This window comes from Rhizobium sp. SRI_017, assembly GCF_057586295.1.
Genome location: NZ_JBYCZP010000003.1, coordinates 314,158 through 336,561, shown reverse-complemented (window position 1 = coordinate 336,561; position 22,404 = coordinate 314,158). Strand labels below are relative to the sequence as shown.

Annotated in this window: 24 protein-coding genes; 7 read left to right on the top strand and 17 right to left on the bottom strand. The window is 60.4% G+C overall.

The window, feature by feature from the left end:
* Positions 1-64: 64 nt before the first annotated feature.
* Complete coding sequence (locus AC2YI2_RS09335) at positions 65-925, top strand: LysR family transcriptional regulator (protein WP_487386190.1); 861 nt, start codon at positions 65-67, stop codon at positions 923-925.
* A 7-nt stretch (positions 926-932) separates the two neighbouring features.
* On the opposite strand, the gene gor is transcribed toward AC2YI2_RS09335, so the two are convergent.
* The 3 genes from gor to rpiA form a co-directional block, all read right to left on the bottom strand.
* Positions 933-2,321 (bottom strand): glutathione-disulfide reductase, encoded by a 1,389-nt coding sequence (gor, locus tag AC2YI2_RS09330; RefSeq protein WP_487386189.1) that lies wholly within the window; start codon positions 2,319-2,321, stop codon positions 933-935.
* Positions 2,322-2,439: 118 nt separating this feature from the next.
* Complete coding sequence (locus AC2YI2_RS09325; protein WP_487386188.1) at positions 2,440-2,970, bottom strand: DUF2059 domain-containing protein; 531 nt, start codon at positions 2,968-2,970, stop codon at positions 2,440-2,442.
* Between the two features lie 14 nt (positions 2,971-2,984).
* A complete protein-coding gene (rpiA, locus tag AC2YI2_RS09320; RefSeq protein ID WP_487386187.1) occupies positions 2,985-3,686 on the bottom strand; it encodes a ribose-5-phosphate isomerase RpiA in 702 nt (233 codons plus the stop codon).
* 160 nt (positions 3,687-3,846) lie between these two features.
* Here rpiA and AC2YI2_RS09315 point away from each other — a divergent pair, with 160 nt between their 5' ends.
* Entirely contained in the window at positions 3,847-4,521 is a 675-nt protein-coding gene (locus tag AC2YI2_RS09315) for an HAD family hydrolase (protein ID WP_487386355.1), read from the top strand.
* Between the two features lies 1 nt (position 4,522).
* On the opposite strand, the gene AC2YI2_RS09310 is transcribed toward AC2YI2_RS09315, so the two are convergent.
* The 4 genes from AC2YI2_RS09310 to AC2YI2_RS09295 form a co-directional block, all read right to left on the bottom strand.
* Complete coding sequence (locus tag AC2YI2_RS09310) at positions 4,523-4,993, bottom strand: SRPBCC domain-containing protein (RefSeq protein WP_487386186.1); 471 nt, start codon at positions 4,991-4,993, stop codon at positions 4,523-4,525.
* Positions 4,990-5,322 carry an ArsR/SmtB family transcription factor gene (locus tag AC2YI2_RS09305; protein ID WP_487386185.1) on the bottom strand — a complete coding sequence of 111 codons (333 nt, stop codon included), beginning with the start codon at positions 5,320-5,322 and terminating at the stop codon, positions 4,990-4,992. The genes AC2YI2_RS09310 and AC2YI2_RS09305 overlap by 4 nt, the downstream gene beginning before the upstream one ends.
* A 127-nt stretch (positions 5,323-5,449) precedes the next feature.
* Positions 5,450-7,381 (bottom strand): L,D-transpeptidase family protein, encoded by a 1,932-nt coding sequence (locus AC2YI2_RS09300; protein WP_487386184.1) that lies wholly within the window; start codon positions 7,379-7,381, stop codon positions 5,450-5,452.
* Between the two features lie 418 nt (positions 7,382-7,799).
* Positions 7,800-8,492, bottom strand: coding sequence for a molybdate ABC transporter substrate-binding protein (locus tag AC2YI2_RS09295; protein WP_487386354.1), 693 nt, complete (start codon positions 8,490-8,492; stop codon positions 7,800-7,802).
* Positions 8,493-8,659: 167 nt separating this feature from the next.
* On the opposite strand from AC2YI2_RS09295, the gene fumC reads away from it, so the two are divergent.
* Positions 8,660-10,048, top strand: a complete 1,389-nt coding sequence (gene fumC / locus AC2YI2_RS09290) for a class II fumarate hydratase (protein ID WP_487386183.1) — start codon at positions 8,660-8,662, stop codon at positions 10,046-10,048.
* A 12-nt stretch (positions 10,049-10,060) separates the two neighbouring features.
* On the opposite strand, the gene AC2YI2_RS09285 is transcribed toward fumC, so the two are convergent.
* The 4 genes from AC2YI2_RS09285 to AC2YI2_RS09270 all read right to left on the bottom strand — a co-directional run bounded on the left by AC2YI2_RS09285 (position 10,061) and on the right by AC2YI2_RS09270 (position 11,431).
* Positions 10,061-10,351, bottom strand: coding sequence for an immunity protein Imm33 domain-containing protein (locus AC2YI2_RS09285; protein WP_487386182.1), 291 nt, complete (start codon positions 10,349-10,351; stop codon positions 10,061-10,063).
* Between the two features lie 59 nt (positions 10,352-10,410).
* Positions 10,411-10,629, bottom strand: a complete 219-nt coding sequence (locus AC2YI2_RS09280) for a hypothetical protein (protein ID WP_487386181.1) — start codon at positions 10,627-10,629, stop codon at positions 10,411-10,413.
* A 303-nt stretch (positions 10,630-10,932) separates the two neighbouring features.
* The gene (locus AC2YI2_RS09275; RefSeq protein WP_487386180.1) at positions 10,933-11,163 is read right to left on the bottom strand and encodes a DUF4189 domain-containing protein; all 231 of its coding nucleotides are present in this window, start codon (positions 11,161-11,163) and stop codon (positions 10,933-10,935) included.
* A gap of 34 nt (positions 11,164-11,197) precedes the next feature.
* Positions 11,198-11,431, bottom strand: a complete 234-nt coding sequence (locus AC2YI2_RS09270) for a hypothetical protein (protein WP_487386179.1) — start codon at positions 11,429-11,431, stop codon at positions 11,198-11,200.
* A 177-nt stretch (positions 11,432-11,608) separates the two neighbouring features.
* On the opposite strand from AC2YI2_RS09270, the gene AC2YI2_RS09265 reads away from it, so the two are divergent.
* From AC2YI2_RS09265 to AC2YI2_RS09255, 3 genes are all read left to right on the top strand, one after another.
* Entirely contained in the window at positions 11,609-13,216 is a 1,608-nt protein-coding gene (locus AC2YI2_RS09265) for a fumarate hydratase (RefSeq protein WP_487386178.1), read from the top strand.
* Positions 13,217-13,348: 132 nt separating this feature from the next.
* A complete protein-coding gene (locus AC2YI2_RS09260) occupies positions 13,349-14,413 on the top strand; it encodes a GGDEF domain-containing protein (RefSeq protein WP_487386177.1) in 1,065 nt (354 codons plus the stop codon).
* A 283-nt stretch (positions 14,414-14,696) separates the two neighbouring features.
* Entirely contained in the window at positions 14,697-15,344 is a 648-nt protein-coding gene (locus AC2YI2_RS09255; RefSeq protein WP_487386176.1) for a L,D-transpeptidase, read from the top strand.
* Positions 15,345-15,405: 61 nt separating this feature from the next.
* Here the strand turns inward: AC2YI2_RS09255 and AC2YI2_RS09250 are convergent, their stop codons facing one another.
* On the bottom strand, positions 15,406-17,454 hold the full coding sequence (locus tag AC2YI2_RS09250) for a sulfotransferase (protein WP_487386175.1): 2,049 nt from the start codon (positions 17,452-17,454) through the stop codon (positions 15,406-15,408).
* A 9-nt stretch (positions 17,455-17,463) separates the two neighbouring features.
* The gene (locus AC2YI2_RS09245) at positions 17,464-18,231 is read right to left on the bottom strand and encodes an FkbM family methyltransferase (protein WP_487386174.1); all 768 of its coding nucleotides are present in this window, start codon (positions 18,229-18,231) and stop codon (positions 17,464-17,466) included.
* Positions 18,232-18,407: 176 nt separating this feature from the next.
* Here AC2YI2_RS09245 and AC2YI2_RS09240 point away from each other — a divergent pair, with 176 nt between their 5' ends.
* The gene (locus AC2YI2_RS09240; RefSeq protein WP_487386173.1) at positions 18,408-19,337 is read left to right on the top strand and encodes a sulfotransferase family protein; all 930 of its coding nucleotides are present in this window, start codon (positions 18,408-18,410) and stop codon (positions 19,335-19,337) included.
* A 21-nt stretch (positions 19,338-19,358) separates the two neighbouring features.
* Here the strand turns inward: AC2YI2_RS09240 and AC2YI2_RS09235 are convergent, their stop codons facing one another.
* The 4 genes from AC2YI2_RS09235 to AC2YI2_RS09220 form a co-directional block, all read right to left on the bottom strand.
* Complete coding sequence (locus tag AC2YI2_RS09235) at positions 19,359-20,195, bottom strand: sulfotransferase domain-containing protein (RefSeq protein ID WP_487386172.1); 837 nt, start codon at positions 20,193-20,195, stop codon at positions 19,359-19,361.
* A 75-nt stretch (positions 20,196-20,270) separates the two neighbouring features.
* A complete protein-coding gene (locus AC2YI2_RS09230) occupies positions 20,271-20,888 on the bottom strand; it encodes a nucleoside 2-deoxyribosyltransferase (RefSeq protein WP_487386171.1) in 618 nt (205 codons plus the stop codon).
* Positions 20,889-20,900: 12 nt separating this feature from the next.
* A complete protein-coding gene (locus AC2YI2_RS09225; protein ID WP_487386170.1) occupies positions 20,901-21,686 on the bottom strand; it encodes a M15 family metallopeptidase in 786 nt (261 codons plus the stop codon).
* 109 nt (positions 21,687-21,795) lie between these two features.
* Positions 21,796-22,404, bottom strand: coding sequence for a pyridoxamine 5'-phosphate oxidase family protein (locus tag AC2YI2_RS09220; RefSeq protein ID WP_487386169.1), 609 nt, complete (start codon positions 22,402-22,404; stop codon positions 21,796-21,798).

Here is a 22,404-nt window from a genome sequence, read left to right as displayed (position 1 = left end):
GACCCGGCACCATCGACTTTACTGGCCGGAATACCGATATCTTCCGGCGAACTGGAGAGACCTGATGACCGATTCAGCCTGGGATGACCTCAAGCTTTTCCTGCATGTCGCCTCCGAAGGTGGGCTCTCCGGCGCCGCCCTGTGCACGGGATTGAGCGCTCCGACGATCGGCCGGCGCATGTTCGCGCTCGAACGCGGCCTTGGTCGTGCCCTCTTCGTCCGCAGCCAGCAGGGCTATCGGCTCGCCCATGACGGCGAAGTCCTGCTCGAGCACGTCCGCAACATGCATAAGGCGGCCGAAAACATTGCCGATTGGCACCGAGGCGCCTTCACCTTGCCGATCGTCTCGATCGCCAGCGATCCCTGGCTCGCAGGCTTCGTGGCTGATCATATCGGTGCGATCCGGACGCGGGACGATGCCTATCGCATCTGCTGCAAGGCCGCTCGCCCAGGACTGGATCTTACATTTCGCGAGTCCGACGTCGCGGTCGTGCGGGAGCGGCCAGAAACCGGCAATCTTGCCGCCCAGCGGTCGATCAAGGTCCGTTATGCCGCCTATCGCGCCAAGGACCTGCTCGAAGGCAATGACATCCGCTGGATATCGATGAGCACCGACATTTCCTTCGCGCCCTCGGAGAAATGGGTGTTCCAGAACCGCGAGTCCCAGATCTACACCTGGACGCCGGGGCATGACTTGCTGCATCGCCTGATCCGCCAAGGTGCGGGCCGCGGCGTCATGCCCGTTTTCGTGGGCGACGCCGATCCGGAACTGGTTCGCGAAGATGATATCATCGACGAACTCGACCACGACCTTTGGATCGTCGCCAACGCCGACGATCGTCATCGACCAGAGGTGCGCAGCGTCATCGACCGGCTCGCCGAAATCCTGAAGCGCAACGACAAGCAATTCAGCGGCGGCGCGTGATCAGCTTTCAGATCCGCTCGCCGTTCCTGATGCGGTAGCTCGGTGCATACATGGTCACCAACTCTTCGGACGCCGTCGGATGTACTGCCATCGTGCGGTCGAAGTCGTCCTTGGTGCAGCCAGCTTTCAGCGTGATGCCGAGAAGTTGCGCCATCTCGCCCGCGTCGTGGCCGAGAATGTGTGCCCCGACTACCTTGCGGTCAGCCGCATTGACCACGAGCTTCATGATCATCTTCTCGACCCGACCCGACAGCGTAGCCTTCATCGGCCGGAACTCGGCGCGATAGACTTCGAGCTCCTCGTATTTCTGCGCAGCCGCCTCTTCGCTCAGGCCGACCGTCCCGATCTCGGGCTGCGAGAAAACGGCAGTCGGGATGAGATCTAAGTCCGGCGACGTCGGGTTGCCGCGGTATTCGGTTTCGATGAAGCACATCGCCTCGTGGATGGCGACGGGCGTGAGCTGGACGCGGTCGGTGACATCGCCAAGCGCGAAAATGCCCGGCACATTCGTGCGTGAATAGGCGTCAACCTTGATCGCACCCTTCTCGTCGAGCGCGACACCTGCAGCCTCCAGGCCGATATCGGCCGTGTTGGGGCGACGGCCGATCGCGAACATCACCTGGTCGACAGCCAGCGTCTCGCCCTTCAGCGTCGTCGCTGCCAGCCGGTCCTCGCTATTCTTCTCGATCTTCGTGAAGACATCTTCGAGAATGATGCGAATGCCCTTCTCTTCCATCGCCTTGTGAAGACCGCGTCGCAAATCGCCATCGAAGCGCGACAGGATCTCCTTGCCGCGGTAGATCAGCGTCGTCTCGACACCGAGACCATGGAATATATTGGCAAATTCGACAGCGATGTAGCCGCCGCCGGCAATCGCGATCGCTTTGGGAAGTGTCTTGAGGTGAAACGCCTCGTTGGAGGAAATGCCGAGCTCGTGGCCTTCCAGGGACGAGGGCATGCTCGGCGCGCCACCGGTTGCGATGATGATCCGCTCGGCAGTTAGAGTCTCGCCGGTCTTGACGATGCGAACCGTATGCCGGTCGACCAATACGGCGCGACTGTCAAAGATGACGGCCTTGTTGTTCTCAAGCCCCTTGCGATAGAGGCCCTCGAGCCGGCCGATTTCCTTGTCCTTTGCCTCGATCAGCTTTTCCCAGCTGAAGGTGCTCTCGCCGACCGTCCAGCCGAAACCGGCTGCATCTTCGAAATGCTCGGAATATTGCGAGGCATAGACGAAGAGCTTCTTCGGCACGCAGCCGCGGATGACACAGGTCCCGCCGAAGCGGTATTCCTCGGCGACGCCGACCTTCTTGCCGAGCGATGCTGCCACCCGCCCTGCCCGGACGCCGCCCGAACCGCCGCCGATGACGAAAAGGTCGAAATCAAATCCGGACATAGAAGCCTCGCAGCATGGATGATGTGAGCTAGATATGGCGAAGGTCATGAAAAGGAAAGACCGGCAAAAGAAAAGCCCGCCGAATGGCGGGCTTGAATGGATCGAAAATCTTCGACGCCTACTGCTGCGGCGCGTTAGCCTTGTCCTGAGCCGTGAGCTTGGCGTTGATCGCATCGGTCGAGGCCTTGCTCAGATCGCGCGAAATCCCTGTTGCCCAGATATCGGCAGCCTTGGCGAGTTCGCGCTGGGCGATCGGGCCATTCTCCAGGAGCTTCTTGCCAACAGGCGAGGTGTAGAATCCGGTGATGGCGTTCAGCTCTTCCACCGTGAACGTCTGCGCATAGACCTTTGCGGCTTCCTGCTCGAGATTGGAGCGGCGCGCTGCGATCTTGATCGCTTCGCCATCGACGATCTCGGTAATGACAGACTCGAAGTTCGGCGTCGCCTGGATCAATTGTTCCTTGATCTGGCCAGCAATGGTCGGCAGGATGGTGTCGAAGTTCGCGGTCGCGCCGACCGCTGCGATGGTCGCGCGGGCAGCCTTGATGTGCTCGGGGCTGGGATCTTCCGCGAAGGCGCTACCGGCGCCGAGGCCTGCAACAACAATGGCCGCCGCGGCCAGCCGGCCGAGTTTCGAAAACTGCTTCATCTTGTGTCCGTCTCCTAGTTGACTTGTTCTGGCAGAATCCGCACGCCCGCCGGTCCGGCGATGATCGCGAGAGACGCCAGATTGATGAAAAGACCGTGCTCGACCACACCTGGGATGGTGTTGAGCGCGTTTGCCAATGCCTCTGCATCAGGAATGAGGCCAAAAGAAGCATCGAGAATAAAATGGCCGCCATCGGTGCGGAACGGATTTCCATTCTGCCCGCGCTGGACGATTTCGCCCCTCAGGCCAAGCTCCGTAGCCACTTTTTGGATGGCAACCCGCGTCGCCGCAAGACCGAAAGGATTGACTTCGATCGGCAGAGGATAGGCGCCGAGCGTCTCGACCACCTTGCTCTCGTCGGCAATCACGACCATGCGGCGCGATGCGGCCGCAACGATCTTTTCGCGCAACAGCGCGCCACCGCCGCCTTTAATGAGTCTCAGCTTCGAATCCACCTCGTCGGCGCCATCGATCGTGAGATCCAGCTCGGGCAACTCGTCCAGCGAGTTCAGCGGTACGCCGAGTTCGAGGCAAAGCCGAGCGGTACGTTCCGAGGTCGGCACACCCCTGACGGTCATCCCTTCGGCGACCTTTTCAGCGAGCAGGCGTACGAATTCCTCGGCGGTCGAACCGGTCCCGATTCCGAGACGCATGCCGTCCTCGACATGTTTGAGCGCCTCGGCGGCGGCCTCGATCTTCATCTGCCGGGCATCCATGCACCAGCAACTCCCTGCTGTTTCGAATGGTTGACGTATCTACACGCGCTTCCTGTCAAACAAAAGCGCTATTTCTGAGAAACCGGCCGATTTCGACGGCAGTACAGTTGCCAAGTGCACGGGGCTCCATTACCGGGGGATCACAGCTATCCTGGAGAGAATCTTGCCCGCCCCTCTCGTCGTCTTCGACCTCGACGGCACGCTTATCGATACCGCCCCCGATCTCGTTGCGAGCCTCAATCACACGATATCAGCCCACGGCCTGACGCCTGTCACCTACGAGGATCTGACGCATCTCGTCGGCCACGGCGCGCGCGCCATGATCGAACGCGCCTTCCGGCTGCGCGGCAATCCGCTCGACGAGGCTGAACTCCCCGCAATGATGGATCGTTTCGTCGAGCACTATCTCGCCAATATGCCTGGCGAGAGCCAACCCTATCCGGGTTTGACCGCTTCGCTCGAGCGTCTGCGCGACGCCGGCATGGTGCTCGCAGTCTGCACCAACAAGATGGAGAGTCTTGCGCGCCCGCTGATCGAGGGCCTGAATTTGGGCGGATACTTTACCGCGATCACCGGCGGTGACACCTTTCCCGTGCGCAAGCCCGATCCCGCGCATCTCACCGGCACGGTCGAGCTTGCTGGCGGCGATATCAGGCGGACGGTGATGGTGGGCGACAGCCTCAATGACCTTAAGGTCGCCGTCAATGCCGGCGTGCCCTCGATCGGCGTGCCGTTCGGCTATTCCGACGTACCGATCCAGACGCTGGATCCGACGGTGCTGATCACGCATTACGACCAGCTGACACCGGATCTCGTCCTCTCGCTGCTTCGCTGAGCTACGCCCGCGCGGCGTTGGCATTCGCCAAAGTGTCCGCCTCGAGATATTGTCCGAGACCATCGAGCAACACGCCCCAGCCATGCGTACGGCCCTGCGGTCCATCGCTCGGTGGCAATACGCACATCTGTTCGGTGTAGCGCAGCCGTGTCCCGCCGCCTTCGTCCAGGAAGACGATCGTGGCCAGCGACACCGTGTGAACCCGGCCGTTCATCGCCATGGAATAGGCGAGGACGATGAGCTCCTCGTCGCGAATCTCGAAATAGCGGGTGTCGTTGGTGTGCTCGCCCATATCGTTGGAAAAACTCGTGCGCTCGCCACCGCCGGGACGAAAATCCATGTCCAGCGCCCGGTTGCCGAACCAGGCCGCCTTCTTCTCCGGCACGCTCCAGGCCGACCAGACATGTTCACGGCAGTTGGGATAGATGCGTTCGATCGTAAAGTTGTCGAGCTGGTGGTTCTGTTCGCTCATGATTGTTTGTCCTCTTTGAGAAATGTGCCGAGATCGTCGAGGCGACGCTCCCAGGCCCGGCGGTGCTGGCGTACCCAGCTTTCGACCCAGCCCAGCGCATCGGGGGCCAGCCGCACAGTGCGGACGCGTCCCGCCTTGTCGCTGGTGACCAGGCCAGCCTCCTCCAGCACCCTGAGATGCTTGAGGAAGGAGGGTCCGGCCATGTCGAACGGCTCGGCCAGTTCCGAGACCGAGGCCGGCCCCGAAACCAGTCGCTCCACGACTGCGAGCCGCGTTGGATCGGCAAGCGCACCGAAGACGTCGGAGAGTTGGGTATGAAAGGTAGCCATAAAGCTACCTAAAAGCATGCGGGCTTGCCTGTCAATATAGATATCCGAATGGCTACCTAATTTCTGACAAAAAAGCGGCCCCGAAAAATCGGAGCCGCTGAATCGTGCTGACGTCGTGGCCGGCTGATCAGCCCTCGACAGTGCGGGCCTTGGCCGTGGCCGCGAATGCCTTTTCCATATAGGCGTCGCGGCTGTAGACGTCGTCGAAATACTCCACCACGCCATCCTTGTTCGGGAAGGCCGTGAAATAGGAGACATAGACCGGGAACTTCTCGGGCACCTTGACCTGGTGGTTCTGGCCGGTGGCAATCTCCGCCTCGATCTCGGGAATCGTCAGGCCCATAACGGCGGCTGCCATCTTCTTGGGATCCGACAGACGCACGCAGCCGTGGCTGAGCGCCCGCATGTCGCGTTCGAAGAACTTCTTCTGCGGCGTGTCATGCATGTAGATCGCATGCGAATTCGGGAACATGATCTTCAGCTGGCCGAGCGCATTGCCGCGGCCCGGCGGCTGGCGCACGTCGACCGAGTCGGTGCTGTTCCAGTCGATCGAGCTGGATGATACCGACTGACCATTGATCGAGGTCTCATAACCCTGGCGATCGAGATAGGAGGGGTCGGCGCGGAGCTGGGGAAGCATCTCGTTGACGATGATCGACCGCGGCACGCCCCAATAGGGATTATACTCGATGAGCTCGATCTCATCCTGGAAGAAGAACGTCTGGTTGCGCGGCGAACCGACAACCACGCGCATTGAGAACTCTTCCTTGTTGTTGTTGTGATAGTAGGCCAGGAATGCCGGCTGGTTGATGAAGACATAGCGCGAGCCGAGATCCTTCGGCAGCCAGCGCAACTGCTCCATGGCAACCTTGATCTTGTGCATCTTGGCAGCATTGTCGTCGCCGCCCATCAGCACGCGGATCGTGCCCGGACCGACGACGCCGTCAGCCTTGAGACCCTTCTCGGCCTGGAAGGCCTTCACGACCTCGACCAGTTCGGGCGTATAGTCGTGCGTGCCCTGGTAGGATGCGAGCGTCAGCGAGTGCTCGACCTTGAGCGTATCTGAGCCATTCTTGTTGATTGCCGCGATGACATTGGCGACTTCGGGGTTTGCCTTGCCCGGCTTGAGCAGAGTTCCCGGCGCAATGACGATACGTTCCTCTTCGCCACCCGACAGGGCCTTCAGGCGCACATATTCGCGCTGCAAGGCTGCGAACTGCGGATTAACAGGTGTGCGGCTTTCGAGATAGGCAGCGAGATCGGGGCTCGCGCGCATCACCATCAATGCGCCGTCGAGATTCACCGTCTTGCGCTTGAAATCATAATATTCGGCGATCCGGTTGGGGTCGACGCGACCGCGCTGTGTGTCCTGGATATAGGTCAGGATTTTGGCCGAGAGTTCGATTTCGAACTGCATTAGCTGGCGCTGCTTGGTCACGGCATCGGCGGTTGCAAAACCCTCGGTGGGATCGGCCACCTTGTAATCGGTCGGATCGAGGCCGACCATATCGACGCCTTCGAGATAGGCCATCGCAACATGGGCGTTTTCCTTCAGGCCGTTGGCATCGACCCAAAGCAGGCCGCTATTGGCGGCGTAGAACTTCTCGATCGCAGCAGCAACTTCGGCCGGTGCCTTGACCTTGACGTCAGCCATCAGCGCACGCTCGCCCTGGAGCACGGACGCATCCGGATTGGCGGTCGCGATCGACCCGGTTTCAGCGGGATCAGCAACAGGGTCCGCGGAAGCCGTCTGCATGGCCGGTGCGAATTTCGAAACCGCGACCAGCTTCAGGGCGTCGGCCTTGTAGGTGAAATATTTGGGCGCCGAAACCTTCGGCAACGCCTTGGCCGGCTTTGCGGGATCCGGGAAATCGCCGAAATCGTCGTCGTCGAGCGAAGCGCCGAACATGTTGGTGCGAGCTGGCTTGCTGCGGTCGTTGCTCGTCTTCTTGCCCTGGAGGAAGTCAAGAAGCGTCGCGGACTGCGCTGACGGCACGCCGAAAGTCATGGCGCAGGACAGCGTCAGAGCGGCAATGGTCGCGTTCTTCAACAATTTCATATGTCTTGATCCCGGCGGCTGACCGCCCTCACCCCTGTTATGATGCTGCAATACTTATCTGATTGCGCACCGGTTGAAAAGAAAACGGATAGCCCAGTCCGTTCATTCACGGGGTCACGATTTTGTGACGAAAATCCGGCGAAGGCCTTACAAAGACCATCACAACACTATGATAACGTTAAATTTTTATTAAAGGGAGAAGTGTGGCTTTCAAGCGTTCCGGCACGCCATTCGCCCGCTTGCCGGAGGCCGATCGCCAGACGTCTGTGGCGAAAATGGCACTGGATTTTGAGCCGGGCCAAGTAATTCTTCCTCTATGCCCCTGACCAGGCCACGAAAAGATGCACCCAAACCCGCGCCGACATGGCCGCCGGGTCCCGCTTCCGGGAGATGCAGCCTCCAAGGATTTCCTTTGCATTTAGCGGCGCTCGACGCCCTTTGCCGCCAGAATGCCATCGACGGTCGGTGACATTAGAAAATCCGACAGCCGCCTGGCGGCCCTCAAATCCGCCGCATCGGCGCTGATGCCAATTGCGAAGTCGATATAGCTTTGCAGTTCAGCAGGAAACTTGCCGACAAACATCACCTCTGGAGCAGCGGCGAGGATCGAGGTTACGGGAACGACCCCCAACTCGGCCTCCCCGCGGCCGACGGCTGGCGCGGTCTGCCCGCCTGATATGGCTACCAGCTTGGGCCTTACCTGATCTGCAATCCCCATGCGTTCGAGCAAACCGGAAAAGTATCCGCCGCTGGTTCCATCACTGGCATAGGCGATCGACTTGGCGCTCTTCAGCACATTTGCGAATGCGTCCAGGGACCCAATGTCGAGTGGTTGGGTGCCGGCTTTGGCGGCCACGCCCATTGCTACCCGTCCGAACGCCACCTGGCTCCCCGCTGCGACCCTCCCCAGGCCGGCCAAGTCCTCAACAAGATTCGGATTTGTGATGACGACATCGAAAGGCTCCCCCTCTTCGATCTGTTTCTTGAGCACCGGATTGAGCTCCCACTTGGCCGTAACCGTAAGACCCGTGTCGCCATCAAATTTGGGTAGGACTGCAAGCACGGCTGGCCGGACCGCGATGGCGCCAAAGAGCCGGATATCCTGATTCATGGCCTGCCCCAAAATCGATTGAAACAACTTGCCCGCAATTGCCACCGTGCGCGCTTTGCAATTCTCGAACAAGCGCCGATGATCGTATCACTGCCGCTTCTGCTCTATTTCCAAACCGGGCGGGCATCTCTAAATAAGTCCGGTAAAGCCAGGAAACGGAGGCGCCCATGACCACCCGCACGGAAACGGACACGTTCGGCCCGATCGAAGTCGAGGACACCAAGTACTGGGGCGCCCAGGCGGAACGCTCGCGCGGCAATTTCAGGATCGGCTGGGAGAAGCAGCCGGCATCCATCATCCGTGCGCTCGGCATCATCAAGAAAGCCGCGGCCAAGACCAACACGGCGCTCGGCCATCTCGATGCGAATCTCAGCGATGTGATCGTCGCCGCGGCCGAGGAGGTCATCGCGGGCAAGCTCGACGACCATTTCCCGCTCGTCGTCTGGCAGACCGGCTCCGGCACCCAGTCGAACATGAATGCCAATGAGGTGATCTCCAACCGGGCGATCGAAATGCTCGGCGGCGTCATGGGTTCAAAGAAGCCGGTCCACCCCAACGACCACGTCAATATGAGCCAGTCGTCGAACGATACCTACCCGACGGCCATGCACATTGCCTGCGCCGAGCAGATCTCCCATCACCTGATCCCGGCGCTCAACCACCTCTGCAAGGCTCTGCATGCCAAGGCCGAGTCCTTCTCGCATATCATCAAGATCGGCCGGACTCACACGCAGGACGCCACCCCCCTGACCCTCGGCCAGGAATTCGGCGGCTACGCCGCCCAGGTCCATTCCGCGATCAAGCGGATCGGCGATACCATGCCCGGCCTGCTCGAACTCGCCCAGGGTGGCACCGCCGTCGGCACCGGCCTAAATGCGCCCGTCGGATTTGCCGAAAAGGTTGCGGCCGAGATCGCCCACATCACCGGCATGCCCTTCGTCACCGCACCCAACAAGTTCGAGGCGCTCGCCGCCCACGATGCCATGGTTTTTGCCCATGGCGCTATCAATGCCGCCGCGGTCGCGCTCTTCAAGATCGCCAACGACATCCGCCTGCTCGGCTCCGGCCCACGCGCCGGCCTCGGCGAGCTCTCGCTACCGGAAAACGAGCCCGGCTCCTCGATCATGCCCGGCAAGGTCAATCCGACCCAGTGCGAGGCGCTGACCCAGGTCTGCGTTCATATCTTCGGCAACAATACCGCCATCGGCTTCGCCGGCAGCCAGGGCCATTTCGAACTCAATGTCTACAATCCGGTCATGGCCTACAATTTCCTGCAGTCGGTGCAGCTGCTCGGCGACGCCGCCCGCTCCTTCACCGACAATTGCGTGGTCGGCATCGAGCCGCGCGAGGACAATATCAGGGCCGGCCTCGAACGCTCGCTGATGCTGGTCACCGCGCTCGCCCCGACCATCGGCTACGACAACGCCGCCAAGATCGCCAAGACCGCCCATAAGAACGGCACGACGCTGAAGGAGGAAGCGCTCGCGAGCGGTCTCGTCAGTGCGGAGGATTATGACCGCATCGTGCGGCCGGAGGACATGATCGGACCGAAGTAGGGGCACGGTTCGTCAGACCTGAAGCAGGGCCGGATCGAACCAGACGTCCTCGCAATCGCCTGCGACGAGAAATCGCCACCCCGGCGGGAGTGCGAGGAATCTCAAAATGCCTCTGCGCCAGCGACCCAGATGTTCGAGATGGAGCGGAACAAAGAAGTCCTCTCGTTGCTCCAAGATCTCACCCGCCCAAATATACCAGCCATTGGTATCGTTGCTTGGCGGGTGACGCAGCCCATTCAAGGGGACGATGCCGTGTCGAACACTGAGACTGACACCGACGATGGATTGCTCGACAGGAGGCATGAACTCGACGCCAAACCTGAGACAGAGCGCTCGCTGTTCTTCTTGGATTGAGTCCAATTTCACTGCGTCGGATCGCAGCTCTGCGTCGCGCAGTCGTCGGTCGAGGAGCGCACCTCGCATTCCTTGATCGCATTCGCTTGCGCGTCCTGCTCGCTCGGCCAGTTGCTGCTGTAGCCGGAAGCGCCGTCGGTCGATTCCGCGACACAGCCCCAGGCGAAGGCCTTCGAACTTGTGCCCAGCACCATCAGTAGCATGCCGGCCAGTGCCAGTTTCCGCATTGGCATTCTCCATTCCTTGATGCCCGAGACTTATGTCTTTTCGCAGGAGTCGTACAGCCATCGCGCGGAAACGGTGAGAGCCGAGGGCCAGAACGGCGATATGGCGGCGCCGTTCCGGCCCTCGGCGAGCAGGCCCCCGTTCCCGCCTGCTAGGTTTGGATCGATTTTGTGAATTGGGGCGACATCGCCGTCATGATCGAGCCCGTGCGCATGGTCTGCCCCGCGGCCAGACCATCGGCTTGCTGATGCACAGCGTCCGCTATTCCCCATCCCCACAGACTCCCCGACACTTGGACTTCGAAATCAGCCGCCCGCGTCGTGATCGCAGGATTGCGTCTGGCAATCATATGTCTTGGTATACTTGTCGCATTGTTTGAGGGCCGTCAGCTCGGCGTCCTGCTCACTCGGCCAGTTGTTGCTGTACCCATAGGCGCCTTGGCTATCAACAGCGACGCAGCCCCAGGCAAGCGCCTGACCCGTCGTGGCGCCGCCAATCAGACCCGCTGCAAGGCAGGCCAGCATCAATTTCCGCATAATCCTCTCCATCATTTTCGTGCGGCAATCCGGTTCAGGACTTGCCGTTATCAGGGACGCAGCTCTGGACTTCGCAGTCATTTGAGGTGGTGCGGCTCTGGCATTCGATCATCGCCCGGTGTTCGGCGGCACCCTCTTCGGCATAATTGCTGCTCCAGCCCTGGGCTCCATCGCTCGACGAGGCCACGCAGCTCCAGGCAAGCGCGTGGCTGCACGAGAGTGCAAGTCCCGCAGCCGAGAGTGCCGCCAGCATCAATTTCCTGCTCATTGGGTTATCCCCCATTTCGTTGCATAGAGTGTACGTGTCAGCACGGAAAGCCGAAAGGTGTCGCGCCGTTCACCCCAGAAATAGTCGCTTCGGGGGGCTACTTTGGAATCGTTGCAATTTGCGCCGCCGGCCCTTAAACCCGCAGCCATCTTCACCGCGACTCTGGAAGGCGGCAGCATGGCCAGCGACCTTTTTCCCCTCGGCAATGACACGACCGAATACCGCAAACTGAGCAGCGATTTTGTCTCGGTCGACACGTTCAAAGGCCAGGAAATCCTGACGGTAGAGCCCGAAGGCCTGAAGCTTCTCGCCGAGGCCGCCTTTGCCGACATCAACCATCTCCTGCGCCCTGCGCATCTGAAGCAGTTGGCCTCGATCCTCGACGACCCGGAAGCAACCAGCAACGATCGCTTCGTCGCCTATGACCTGCTCAAGAACGCCAATATTGCCGCTGGCGGCGTGCTGCCCATGTGCCAGGATACCGGCACCGCGATCGTGATGGCCAAGAAGGGCCGCCGCGTCTGGACCGAGGGCGGGGATTATGAAGCGATCGCCGCGGGCGTGATGGACGCGTATTTGAAGAAGAACCTGCGTTATTCGCAGCTGGCACCCATCTCGATGTTCGAGGAGAAGAACACCAAGACCAATCTGCCAGCCCAGATCGACATCTATGAGGAAGGCACCGACGAATACGATTTCCTGTTTGTCGCCAAGGGCGGCGGCTCGGCCAACAAGACCTATCTCTACCAGGGCACCCCGTCCCTGCTCACCCATGACCGCATGGTCGCCTTCATCAAGGAGAAGATCCTGACGCTCGGCACCGCGGCCTGCCCTCCCTACCACCTCGTCGTGGTGATCGGCGGCACCTCGGCCGAGATGACGCTGAAGACGGTGAAGCTCGCCTCGACGAAATATCTCGATGACCTGCCGACATCAGGCTCGGAATCCGGCCATGCCTTCCGCGATCTCGAGATGGAGAAGGAAATACACAAGGCGACGCAGTCGATGGGCGTCGGCGCGCAGTTCGGCGGCAAGTATTTCTGTCATGACGTGCGTGTCATCCGCCTGCCCCGCCATGGCGCCTCGCTGCCAATCGGACTCGGCGTCAGCTGTTCCGCCGACCGGCAGGCCAAGGGCAAGATCACGAAGGACGGCATCTTCCTCGAGGCGCTGGAAACCAATCCGTCGAAATATCTGCCCGAAGTTGAGGATAGTCACCTCAATGACGGTGTTGTCCGCATCGATCTCAATCGCGCGATGCCGGAGATTCTTGCCGAACTCTCCAGGCATCCCGTCAAGACCCGCCTCTCCCTGACCGGCTCGATCATCGTCGCGCGCGATCTGGCGCATGCCAAGATCCGCGCGCGGCTCGAAGAGGGCCTCGGCATGCCCGAATACTTCAAGAATCATCCGATCTACTACGCCGGCCCTGCCAAGACGCCCGCGGGCTATGCCTCGGGCTCGTTCGGTCCGACCACCGCCGGTCGCATGGATTCCTATGTCGACCAGTTCCAATCGTTCGGCGGCTCGATGGTCATGCTGGCCAAGGGCAACCGCTCGAAGCAGGTGCGCGATGCCTGCGCCAAACATGGTGGCTTCTATCTCGGCTCGATCGGTGGGCCCGCCGCCCGTCTCGCCCAGGATTGCATCAGACGAGTCGAGGTCGTCGAATATGCCGAACTGGGCATGGAAGCGATCTGGCGCATCGAAGTTGAGGACTTCCCGGCCTTCATCGTCGTCGACGACAAGGGCAACGACTTCTTCAAGGAGTTGAATCTCGAGTAAACACCCTCCGGGACAATCGCAAAGAGTAGAAATTTCCTAGTATTCTCCGGGTGCTGACAGTCGGAAGTTAACCGATTTCCAACACTTCGCGCCTAGAAAGATAGAGGTAAAGCGGGGACGCAGGAGTTTCGGATGAACGTGGTGCAGCCAAAGGTACAGGTGCCGGATATCGCCGCACAAGTATCCTATGCCATGCGCCAAATGGGCGTCGCCCCGATCCCCCGCAATTATGAACTTTTCTACGAAGCCTATATCGGCTCCAATCCCCGGCTCACCAAAGACCTCGCCTCTCTCGGCTCGCGCGCGACTCAGGAAGAACTGGACGCCATCGGCGCGCAGTATTTCGGCCAGCACCAGGCGAAGGCCGTCGAGGGCGCGCATGGCCGCATTGTCGACGAGCTGGAGGATCTTCTCTCGCTCCTCAAGGAAGAGCAGAGCGCGCTAGAAACCTACAACAAGGTACTCGAGGACACGCACTCGCGGATAACCTCCAAGAGTGCGGCGAGCGTCGACCTGCTGCGCAACGCGATCGGCGTGCTCTCAGAAGCCACTGGCACAACCATGGCCCATGGCAAGGTGACGGTTGAAGGCGTCGAAGCCAAGTCGCGCGAGATGGAAGACATCCGCAAGGAACTCGACGAATACAAGCGCATCGCCAACACTGACTCGCTGACCCGGCTCAACAATCGCCGGGCCTTCGACGATCGCCTCGCCGCTGTCTATGACAGCCAGCGCGGTCGCGGCACGACGGCCCTCATCGTCTGCGACATCGACCATTTCAAGCGGATCAACGACACGTTCGGCCACCCGGTGGGTGACAAGATCCTGGCCACAGTCGCCAATATCATCAAGAGCAGCGTCCGCAAGGACGCCTTCGTCGCTCGCACCGGCGGCGAGGAATTCGCCATCATCCTCGACCTCACCACTGCCGATGACGCGTTTGTCGTCTGCGAGCGCATTCGCAAGGCACTCGAAGCGACCCCGTTCAAGAATTCCCGTACCGGCGTCAACTATGGCCCGGTTACGCTCTCGCTCGGCCTGTGCATGGCCGACCAGACTGAAGATGCTCAGGATCTCTACTTCAAGTCGGATGTTGCACTCTATTGCGCCAAGACCACCGGCCGCAATCGCTCGATGCATTTCGAAGACGGCATGAAGAAAGAAGCCTCCAAGAGCTGGTTGCTCTACAAAAAGTAGCCCCAACCACGTCTCGGCATAGCGTCTCCACCATCTCCAGCACTGTTCCTATGCGCAGCCGCATTAACCATGCGGCCACTGCACGTTGAACATATTCAATGGTTTGGCCACTTCGTGGGACGTAACAAACCTACAATTCCGCTAAAAGTTTCAGAAATATTTACCTTGTTACCAAAGAAACAGCGGCCCTCACCCCGGCGTTCTAGAACAAGCTCATGAACAACGGGTGAGGCGCCGCAGGGCAAATGAGGCAGCCTCCCACATACCGAACGGAGATACTGCCATGAACAAGATGATCGCAATCGCCGCAGCCGCTTTCGCCACCCTGATGCTCGCTGCTCCCGCCAATGCAGGCTTCCTATTCAAGAACGCCGAAAAGCAGGTTGAAGTCGCCGCTCTTTCGGATCAGGCTGGTTGGCTGTCGGTTCTTTCCGACGACAAGCCGGTCAAGGCCAAGAAGAAGACGATCAACACCTCGCCCATCGCTCGCAAGCTGGTCAAGTTCGACGCAAGCGTTCCGGTCGGCACCATCGTCATCGACAATTCGGACCGCCGCCTCTACCACGTCATCTCCAAGGGCGTCGCCATGCGCTACGGCATCGCGATCGGCAAGGAAGGCTTCGGCTGGACCGGTGAAGAAGTCGTGACCGCCAAGACCGAATGGCCGACCTGGACGCCCCCGGAAGAAATGCGCGTCCGCGAAGCCAAGAAGGGCCACATCCTGCCGGCCAAAATGGAAGGCGGCCTCGACAACCCGCTCGGCGCCCGTGCCATGTATCTCGGCTCAAGCCAGTTCCGTATCCACGGCACCAACAAGCCGGACTCGATTGGCAAGGCTGCTTCTTCCGGTTGCTTCCGCATGGCGAATGAAGATGTCGAACATCTCTATGCTCATGTTAAGATCGGCACCCGCGTCATCGTCCGCGACTAAGACGACCATGTTTCAAAACTAGAAAAGCCGGCCCAAGGCCGGCTTTTCTGCTTTGAAAACATCACGTTTCTTCAAAAGCACCGTCCATATCGTAGCCGAATATCTCCCACGGACGGAAAACGAGCCGCTGGCGGAGTGCCAAGGGCAGCTTGGGAAATTGCAGGATATAGCGATCGTTGGAGTTTTTCACCTCCTCGAAGCGCATTTGCTGCACCGCGCGCTCGGCGCGTTCATCAAGACCGGCAAACCTGCCGATGCGATCGAGTTCACGCGCCGGATCCTCGCAGAGATCCTCGTAGCGCACGAACAGGCAATCATCCGCCACATCATGCAGCGCAGACGCATAGGCAGAGCACCAGTTCATGAACAGGAGTTCGTTCGGGCTTGGGTTCCATTTCTTGACGGAGAGAACCACCGCCCGCGGGTCGCGAACCAGCACGACGAAGCGTGATCCCGGAAAGACGCTCCTGAGATAAGGCATGCGCACGATATTTGCGGGGGTCTTCTCCAGCAAAGTCCTGGAATCGCCCAGCGTCCAGCGGTCCCAGGCGCGAAGCAGGCGCGCGCGCTTTTCCGCGGCCTCTGCCACATCCGTGACCGGCTCCAGCCTGCTCTGATCGAAGAAGGCGAACATGCCCGGCCCACCATACACGACCTCGTCCCGCATCACATCCTGCAGGAACTGGCCTTCATTCTCCGGCACCGGCGCGCGCAGCACCCGAACGTCATAGCGCTCCTGGATCAGGGATTCGAGCAGCGTCGTTCCGCTGCGATGAACGCCGGCGATGAACAACACATTGTCGATGTCGGTGGTAGCGCTCGGCTCAAACAGCTTGCGCCGGTCGGTGAACCGGTCGACCCCGATCCGGGCGAATGCCTTGCGATAGGCCGCGAAGTCCGAACGCAAAATACTGTCGCGCATCTCTGCGATCACCGTGCTGTCGATGTTGTCGACCGCGCGATGATACCGGCCGTCCCAGGCACGGCTCGGCGCCTTGGGTTCGCCCTTGTCGTCAGCCGCTTGGACTTCTCCCTTCGCCAACAAGTCGATCCGCGCCGCGACCGTGCCGATGCCGCTGATCCGGAAGGCAAGACCCGCGCCGGCGAGCAGCCCGAGTTGCCGCGCATCAACGACATTGAGCGCGTCGAAGAGTTCCCGCAGCCGCTTCTCGTCACCCTGAAAGGTCCTGAATTCGTCAAGCATGGCCACCCGGCGATCCGACATCATCACCATGTTGACGCGCTTTTCCGCCCGGCGCCGCCATTTCGCGAACCAGTCATCGTAGCTCAGCGCATCGTAATGCACGATCGCGAAACGCTCGCCTTCGAGCGTGAGGATGTCACCCGAAACCGGTGTCGCCTTATGCAGCGTGATCTCTGAGAAGGCTTCCCCGCACCTCAAAAAGCTTTTGCCGGCAAAATGGCCGCTCAACCCGTTCTGAAGAAACTTGCGGGCAAGAGCGCCATAGACGTCCCGGATCAAAACCTGCTTGTCGATCGGCTTGGCTGCCTGCGGCCGCTTGGTCTTGGCCGGCGGCTCCGGTTGGGCTTGCAGGCGCTGCATCATCCGTTCGATCAACCCGCTCTTGCGCTTCTCAGGCGCCGCCGCGACAGGCACGGGCTTTTCGATCGCGATCGCGCGGGTCGACAGCCGGGCATGGGTCGCACCCCAGGATCGATCGATCGCGTCGCCGGGTCCGAATACCGCTTCCGCGGGAGCGATCTTCACCGACTTGTAGTGAGACGCGATGCCAGCGAGAAAATCCGCGAACGAAGACTGCTCCCCAATCGGCGCCAACAGCTCGTCAGCGTCAACATGCCCCAGCCAGTCCGATGTCGCGAGGGTGAGCGCGTGGCGAAAGTTATTCTTCTGCCGGTCCTCGTGCGGCGCCGGCTTGCCCTGGACGTCGGGCAGGACGATGGACGCCAGGCACCTGACGCCATCACGCCGTGCAAGCGTTGCCATCAGACTTTCGTCAGGCTGGTCAAGGAACAGGAAAATCTCGCTCGCGCCGATCGCACTATAGTGCGCGACGAAAGCCTCGAGCACCTCCGGTCGCTCGTTTACCGTGGCGCAAACGCCCCAGGTCGCCTCTTTGCCGGTTGCCATCCCCTGCCCTCAGCTCTCGAGCACGCCCTGTTCCACCGCACTGGCCTTGAGGCCACCCAGCAACGCCGCATCTTCCTTCACGCCCCAGAAACTCAAGCCCTTGGTCGCAAAACAGAATTGATAGCCGAGCGATACCAGGAAATCGGCGCAGTTCTCCTTGTTGTCCTCAATGAGGATCACCGGCCTGTCACGTTCGATCGTCGCCTGGGCTCCCCTGAGTGCCGGCAATTCGAAGCCCTCGACGTCGAGTTCGATAAGGGCCACATCCGTCACCGGCAGGCTGTCGATGCGAAAGACCGGCGCCGTCTCATAGACATGCTGTTCTGTGCGCGGGCCCGTATTGAAGGTCGACCCGCCGCCGATGAACCGGCCCTGCTTGTCGGTCGTCCGGATGGGCAGGAGCCCGTCCTCCTCGCCCAGCCCCGCATTGACGAGAACGACGTTGTCGAGGCCCAGCCGTTCTGCATTCTTCTTGGCGAAGACGAAGTTCTCCAGCACCGGCTCGAAGGCATAGACGCGCGCGGCAGATTTCGACAGCGTGTGCAGCATGTCGCCGAAGAAGGCGCCGGCATGGACGACATTGCGACCGCCCTTGGCTTCGAGAATCGTCTGGAAGGCGAAATGGGTGAACGGCTCGTAGTAACGTCCCTCTGCGAACTCCCGCACGGCCACGCGATGGGCGGCGCGCTCGGGCAGATAGAGGTCGACGACATAGCCGAGCATGTCGTGCGATGCCTTCACATCGTCGAAGCCATATGAGAACGCACCCTTCGTCATTCCTCGTCCTTCCATGCGATCGCGTGCCGAACATCCCGGCGAGATCGCGCGTCCGGCAAGACTTATAGATGTGGGTAAGCGGATGTCAAACCGCTTGCTTTTCCATGGGTTTTCCAGATAGAGGGGCCGACGGGAACGCCCCGTCGCATCGCGTCGATCAAGGCTTGAGAGGCTCTATGGCAGGAGAAGACAAGCGTACGAAGCACGAAATTCGCAAGGCCGCCAAGGCCGTCGACAACGACGCCCCGCGTCGGAAAGACCCGGATTTCGACTTCTACGGACCGGCGACGAGCGACTATCTGGACGGCCTCTTCGGCCGCCATGCCGAGCGCTTCGCGGGGCGAGAGGACGCGCTACCCAACGCATTTCTCATCGGTGCTGCCAAATGCGGTACCACCACCCTGTTCCGAACCTTGCGCGAACACCCGGAGATCCACGGCAGCCAGCCCAAGGAGCCGAAATTCTTCGGCGCGCAATATTACAAGGGATGGGACTGGTATCTGTCCCTCTTCGAGGCGGGCCGGCATCTGCCGGTGCGTATGGAGGCGAGTGTCCTCTATACCGGCGGGGACGCGCTGTTCCATGGCGCGGCGCAAATGATCCGCCACTACATCCCCGATCCCAAATTCCTGTTCCTCGCGCGCGACCCGATGGCGCGCATCGTCTCCCACTGGCGTCACTACAAGGGCATCCGCCCGGACTATGACGGCGAGTTCAACGACTTCTTCGACCACGAGGCCGAGCGCCGCCGCATCTTCGAGTGCTCGCTCTACTGGGAAAAGCTCGAACCCTACCGGCGGCTGTTCGGTGACGACAAGATTCTGTGCCTCACCTTCGAAGACATGATCGCGGATCCGGCAGCGTCCCTCAGGACGATCCTCGACTTTCTCGGTGTCGATGCTCGCTCTCCGGCGATCGACCGGCTTCTCGATGGCGGCCAGTTCGTCCATGCCAACGCAGCGGATTCAGGAAAGAAGAAGGAAGTTCCCGCACCGGAATGGGACCCGGTGCTTCGCGAGAAGATCAAGGGGCTGATCCGGCCGGATGCGCTGAAGTTTCTGGAGCATATCGGCAAGCCTGCCGACTATTGGCGCGGCATCGCATGAGCGCCCGTACCGAGCGGGGCGCTACTTCGTGCGCGCGTAAAACTCTCGCCCGAAATGGCTCTTGAGGAACTCGTTCTCGTTCGCCACCCGCTCGCTCGCCCGGTCAATTACGCTTTGCGGGATGACGGCCTCCTTCGATTTGTGGATCTGTTTGTTCAGCATGCGGTAGAGGCCGAAATTCGGGATCTCGAGAAAATCTTCCACCTCCTTCATCAGCATCAGCGGCCGCTCGCGCACATTGGCAAAGGGCATTGCGAAGAAGTTCTTTTCGGAAAAGTATTTCAACCACAAGGGGATGCCTCTTGAATAGGCGCCCCGCGTCTCCCGAGCCAGCATGACATCGTAAAGATGCATCCATTCGGCTTCGGTCTGCGGCTCCGGCACGCCGCTGTCTTTCTTCGTCCGCCACATCCTGAGCTGCGAAAGTTCTCGATCGAGCGGACGCCGCACGATCAGCATGATCTTGATGTCGCCAAGCAACTCGCGTGCATGGATAACAGCGCTTTCCGGCACTTCCATATAGGCGGGCGTGATGTCACCCGTCACGACGTCGTCGGCGGCTGGCCAGGAAAACACATCCCGGTACCAATCAAGCGAGACCTCCTCATAAGCCGAAATGCGGTCCATATAGGCGGTCCACTGATCGAGATCCGCATCCCAGGGTGGCGAAGTCCGGTTCTTTTCGGCGAGCATGTTATGGCGCCAGCGGGTTTCGCGGCTATCGTCCATGAAGCGGTCGAAGTAATGCAATTCCTTGAGTGGCGACATCCACACCTTGGGATGCTGCCGCAGCATCTCGTAGAACCACTTGGTCGCTGATTTCTGCGCTCCGATGCACAGGAAGCCGGGCAGTCGCATCTCTTCTCCTTGGCAACGACGGGTGGCACCTTTTGCCTGATCAGGCCGCAATCCACAAGCCGGCAATTGACCCGCTCAGTCGTCGTTGCTGGCGTCGAGTTCGTCGGGCCGAAGACCTCCGTCCCGCAAATCGGGGAATGCTGCGAGATGCTTGAGGCAGGCTTCGAAGGCTGTGAGATCGGTATAGAGCTCGGCCTTGGCGGCGTTATGCGTGGCAACGATGCCGCGCCGGCGCTCGACGCCGCCGTCGAGCATCAGGTTGTCGGCCATCTCGAAATCTTCGAGCGAAAGGCCATCCGGGCCGCGCTTGTAGCCGTCGGATCCTTCGGTGACGTCATTGTCATAGTAACGTAGCAGCCGCTGGTAATGATCGTCGGCGGCATTCGAATAGGCGGCGACCAGCTTGTCGCGGGCGCACATATAGCCGAGTTCGAACACGGTGCCGACATCAGCCCATTCGCCGCGGAAGGGCGTGAGATTGGCGATGATGCCGTCGGCATCGTTCATCATGCCCTCATTGACCTTCGAAATGGCAAGTCCGAAGGCTTTCTTGGTCTTCTGTGGCGGAATATCGAGATCGCCGGGACACAGAGGTTGGAAGCCATATTGCCGGACCAGCGCCGCCTTGCGAGCCATCTGTTCGCGGCCGTTGGGCAGAAACACCTCCGGGCCGGCGATATAAAGCTTCTTCATGGGACCAACCTGTCACTTGCAGGCCGAGACTCCAGAGCGCTTTGCGATTTCAAGGAGTTCCGGCCGGTATTCGAAATGCATCGTATCGTAGTGATACCAGCGCCCGCCCCATATGAAACCATGTTTCTCGAAGATTTCGACGATTTCCATCGGAAACTTGTTCTTGTAGACCGGCACACGGCCCGGCTTTCCGCCCGACCAGACCCAGTAGTCGGCAAACTTGGTGTTGAGGTCGACCGCCGCACCGAAACTGTGCACCGAAAGGTTCGCTTGGCCCGCCACCTTGCGCCAGTTGAAAACACCTGCGGATGGCGTGAGAAATTTCCTCAGGTCAGTGCGCGACACAAGTTCATCCCGCACGGCCTCCAGCGCCTTGTTGACGCCGTTGACCTTGGTCACCTGCAAGGTCTCGCCGAACCACTTCACCGGCACGAGATTGCGCGCGACCTCTTTCTTCGACTGGCCATATATCAGCTTCATCAGCGGCTCGGACCGAATGCGGCCCGGATCGAAATTCACGGCAGGCTTCGTTTCGCACGGACCGTACGGATAGATCTGCTGCAGGCTATCCTCGATATCGCCGTTTTCGAGCATCTGGAAATGATCGCGCGTGACGCCGTCGTCGACCGGCAGGATCTGGGCGTGCTCGACAAACCCCACACCCTTTTCCGAGCCTCCGTTCAACACGCCCGGATAGGACTTCACGAGTATGTCGATCTTCTCGGCTAGGCTCAGATCCTTGGCCTGCGCGCTGGCAGCAGCAACCGCAAACACGAATCCCCAGACAAAACTTTTCATGGCAGCCACCCCTTGCTCCCACGGGTAACGCCCGAAAGACGATGTCTATTCAAGCACTTTTTGAAAGTGCCGCCCAATTAATACTACTGATAGCCTTAAGAGGCGTAGGTCACCACATGGTCTTGGCGGCACGCCCCGGCCACTCGCGATCATAGGCCGCGCCGTCGAAGCCGTCCTTCACGCCCTTCAGCATGTCGCCGACAGACGGCAATGTCTTCGGATCGGCGTATTTCTCGGGATTCCACAGGTCCGCACGTATCAGCGCACGGGCGCATTGCGAATAGACTTCATCGATGGTGATCACGATCACCGAGCGCGGATGCTTGCCATCCATTTCGAAGCGGTCGAGCAAGGAGGGTTCGATGGCGACGACGGCGCGGCCGTTGATCCGCATTGCAGTGTTGGAGCCAGGGATCAGAAACATCAGCGCCACCCGCGGGTCGCGCACGATGTTGGAGATCGAGTCGACGCGGTTGTTGCCGCGCCAGTCGGGCATCATCAGCGTCCGCTCGTCCCCGATATGGACGATCCGGCCGGCATCGCCGCGTGGCGAACAGTCGAGCCCTTCAGGACCGACCGTGGCAAGCGCCACGAAGGGCGATGCCTCGATCATGCGCCGGTATTCGGGCGTCAGAAACGGCGTCACCTTGATGATGGATGCCTCACCGGGCACGCCGTAGAGGGCGTTCAGTTCCTCGACTGTCTCGATCTTGCGCAT

Bases quoted from the DNA above. Each gene is read 5' to 3' on its own strand.
- AC2YI2_RS09235 (WP_487386172.1), bottom strand. From the start codon at position 20,195: ATGCGACTGCCCGGCTTCCTGTGCATCGGAGCGCAGAAATCAGCGACC.
- AC2YI2_RS09285 (WP_487386182.1), bottom strand. From the start codon at position 10,351: ATGCCTCCTGTCGAGCAATCCATCGTCGGTGTCAGTCTCAGTGTTCGA.
- AC2YI2_RS09245 (WP_487386174.1), bottom strand. From the start codon at position 18,231: ATGACGAAGGGTGCGTTCTCATATGGCTTCGACGATGTGAAGGCATCG.
- AC2YI2_RS09255 (WP_487386176.1), top strand. From the start codon at position 14,697: ATGAACAAGATGATCGCAATCGCCGCAGCCGCTTTCGCCACCCTGATG.
- AC2YI2_RS09270 (WP_487386179.1), bottom strand. From the start codon at position 11,431: ATGAGCAGGAAATTGATGCTGGCGGCACTCTCGGCTGCGGGACTTGCA.
- gor (WP_487386189.1), bottom strand. From the start codon at position 2,321: ATGTCCGGATTTGATTTCGACCTTTTCGTCATCGGCGGCGGTTCGGGC.
- AC2YI2_RS09295 (WP_487386354.1), bottom strand. From the start codon at position 8,492: ATGAATCAGGATATCCGGCTCTTTGGCGCCATCGCGGTCCGGCCAGCC.
- fumC (WP_487386183.1), top strand. From the start codon at position 8,660: ATGACCACCCGCACGGAAACGGACACGTTCGGCCCGATCGAAGTCGAG.
- AC2YI2_RS09240 (WP_487386173.1), top strand. From the start codon at position 18,408: ATGGCAGGAGAAGACAAGCGTACGAAGCACGAAATTCGCAAGGCCGCC.
- AC2YI2_RS09260 (WP_487386177.1), top strand. From the start codon at position 13,349: ATGAACGTGGTGCAGCCAAAGGTACAGGTGCCGGATATCGCCGCACAA.
- AC2YI2_RS09325 (WP_487386188.1), bottom strand. From the start codon at position 2,970: ATGAAGCAGTTTTCGAAACTCGGCCGGCTGGCCGCGGCGGCCATTGTT.
- AC2YI2_RS09305 (WP_487386185.1), bottom strand. From the start codon at position 5,322: ATGGCTACCTTTCATACCCAACTCTCCGACGTCTTCGGTGCGCTTGCC.
- AC2YI2_RS09275 (WP_487386180.1), bottom strand. From the start codon at position 11,163: ATGCGGAAATTGATGCTGGCCTGCCTTGCAGCGGGTCTGATTGGCGGC.
- AC2YI2_RS09300 (WP_487386184.1), bottom strand. From the start codon at position 7,381: ATGAAATTGTTGAAGAACGCGACCATTGCCGCTCTGACGCTGTCCTGC.
- AC2YI2_RS09230 (WP_487386171.1), bottom strand. From the start codon at position 20,888: ATGAAGAAGCTTTATATCGCCGGCCCGGAGGTGTTTCTGCCCAACGGC.
- AC2YI2_RS09225 (WP_487386170.1), bottom strand. From the start codon at position 21,686: ATGAAAAGTTTTGTCTGGGGATTCGTGTTTGCGGTTGCTGCTGCCAGC.
- AC2YI2_RS09265 (WP_487386178.1), top strand. From the start codon at position 11,609: ATGGCCAGCGACCTTTTTCCCCTCGGCAATGACACGACCGAATACCGC.
- AC2YI2_RS09335 (WP_487386190.1), top strand. From the start codon at position 65: ATGACCGATTCAGCCTGGGATGACCTCAAGCTTTTCCTGCATGTCGCC.
- AC2YI2_RS09220 (WP_487386169.1), bottom strand. From the start codon at position 22,404: ATGCGCAAGATCGAGACAGTCGAGGAACTGAACGCCCTCTACGGCGTG.
- rpiA (WP_487386187.1), bottom strand. From the start codon at position 3,686: ATGGATGCCCGGCAGATGAAGATCGAGGCCGCCGCCGAGGCGCTCAAA.
- AC2YI2_RS09310 (WP_487386186.1), bottom strand. From the start codon at position 4,993: ATGAGCGAACAGAACCACCAGCTCGACAACTTTACGATCGAACGCATC.
- AC2YI2_RS09280 (WP_487386181.1), bottom strand. From the start codon at position 10,629: ATGCGGAAACTGGCACTGGCCGGCATGCTACTGATGGTGCTGGGCACA.
- AC2YI2_RS09250 (WP_487386175.1), bottom strand. From the start codon at position 17,454: ATGGCAACCGGCAAAGAGGCGACCTGGGGCGTTTGCGCCACGGTAAAC.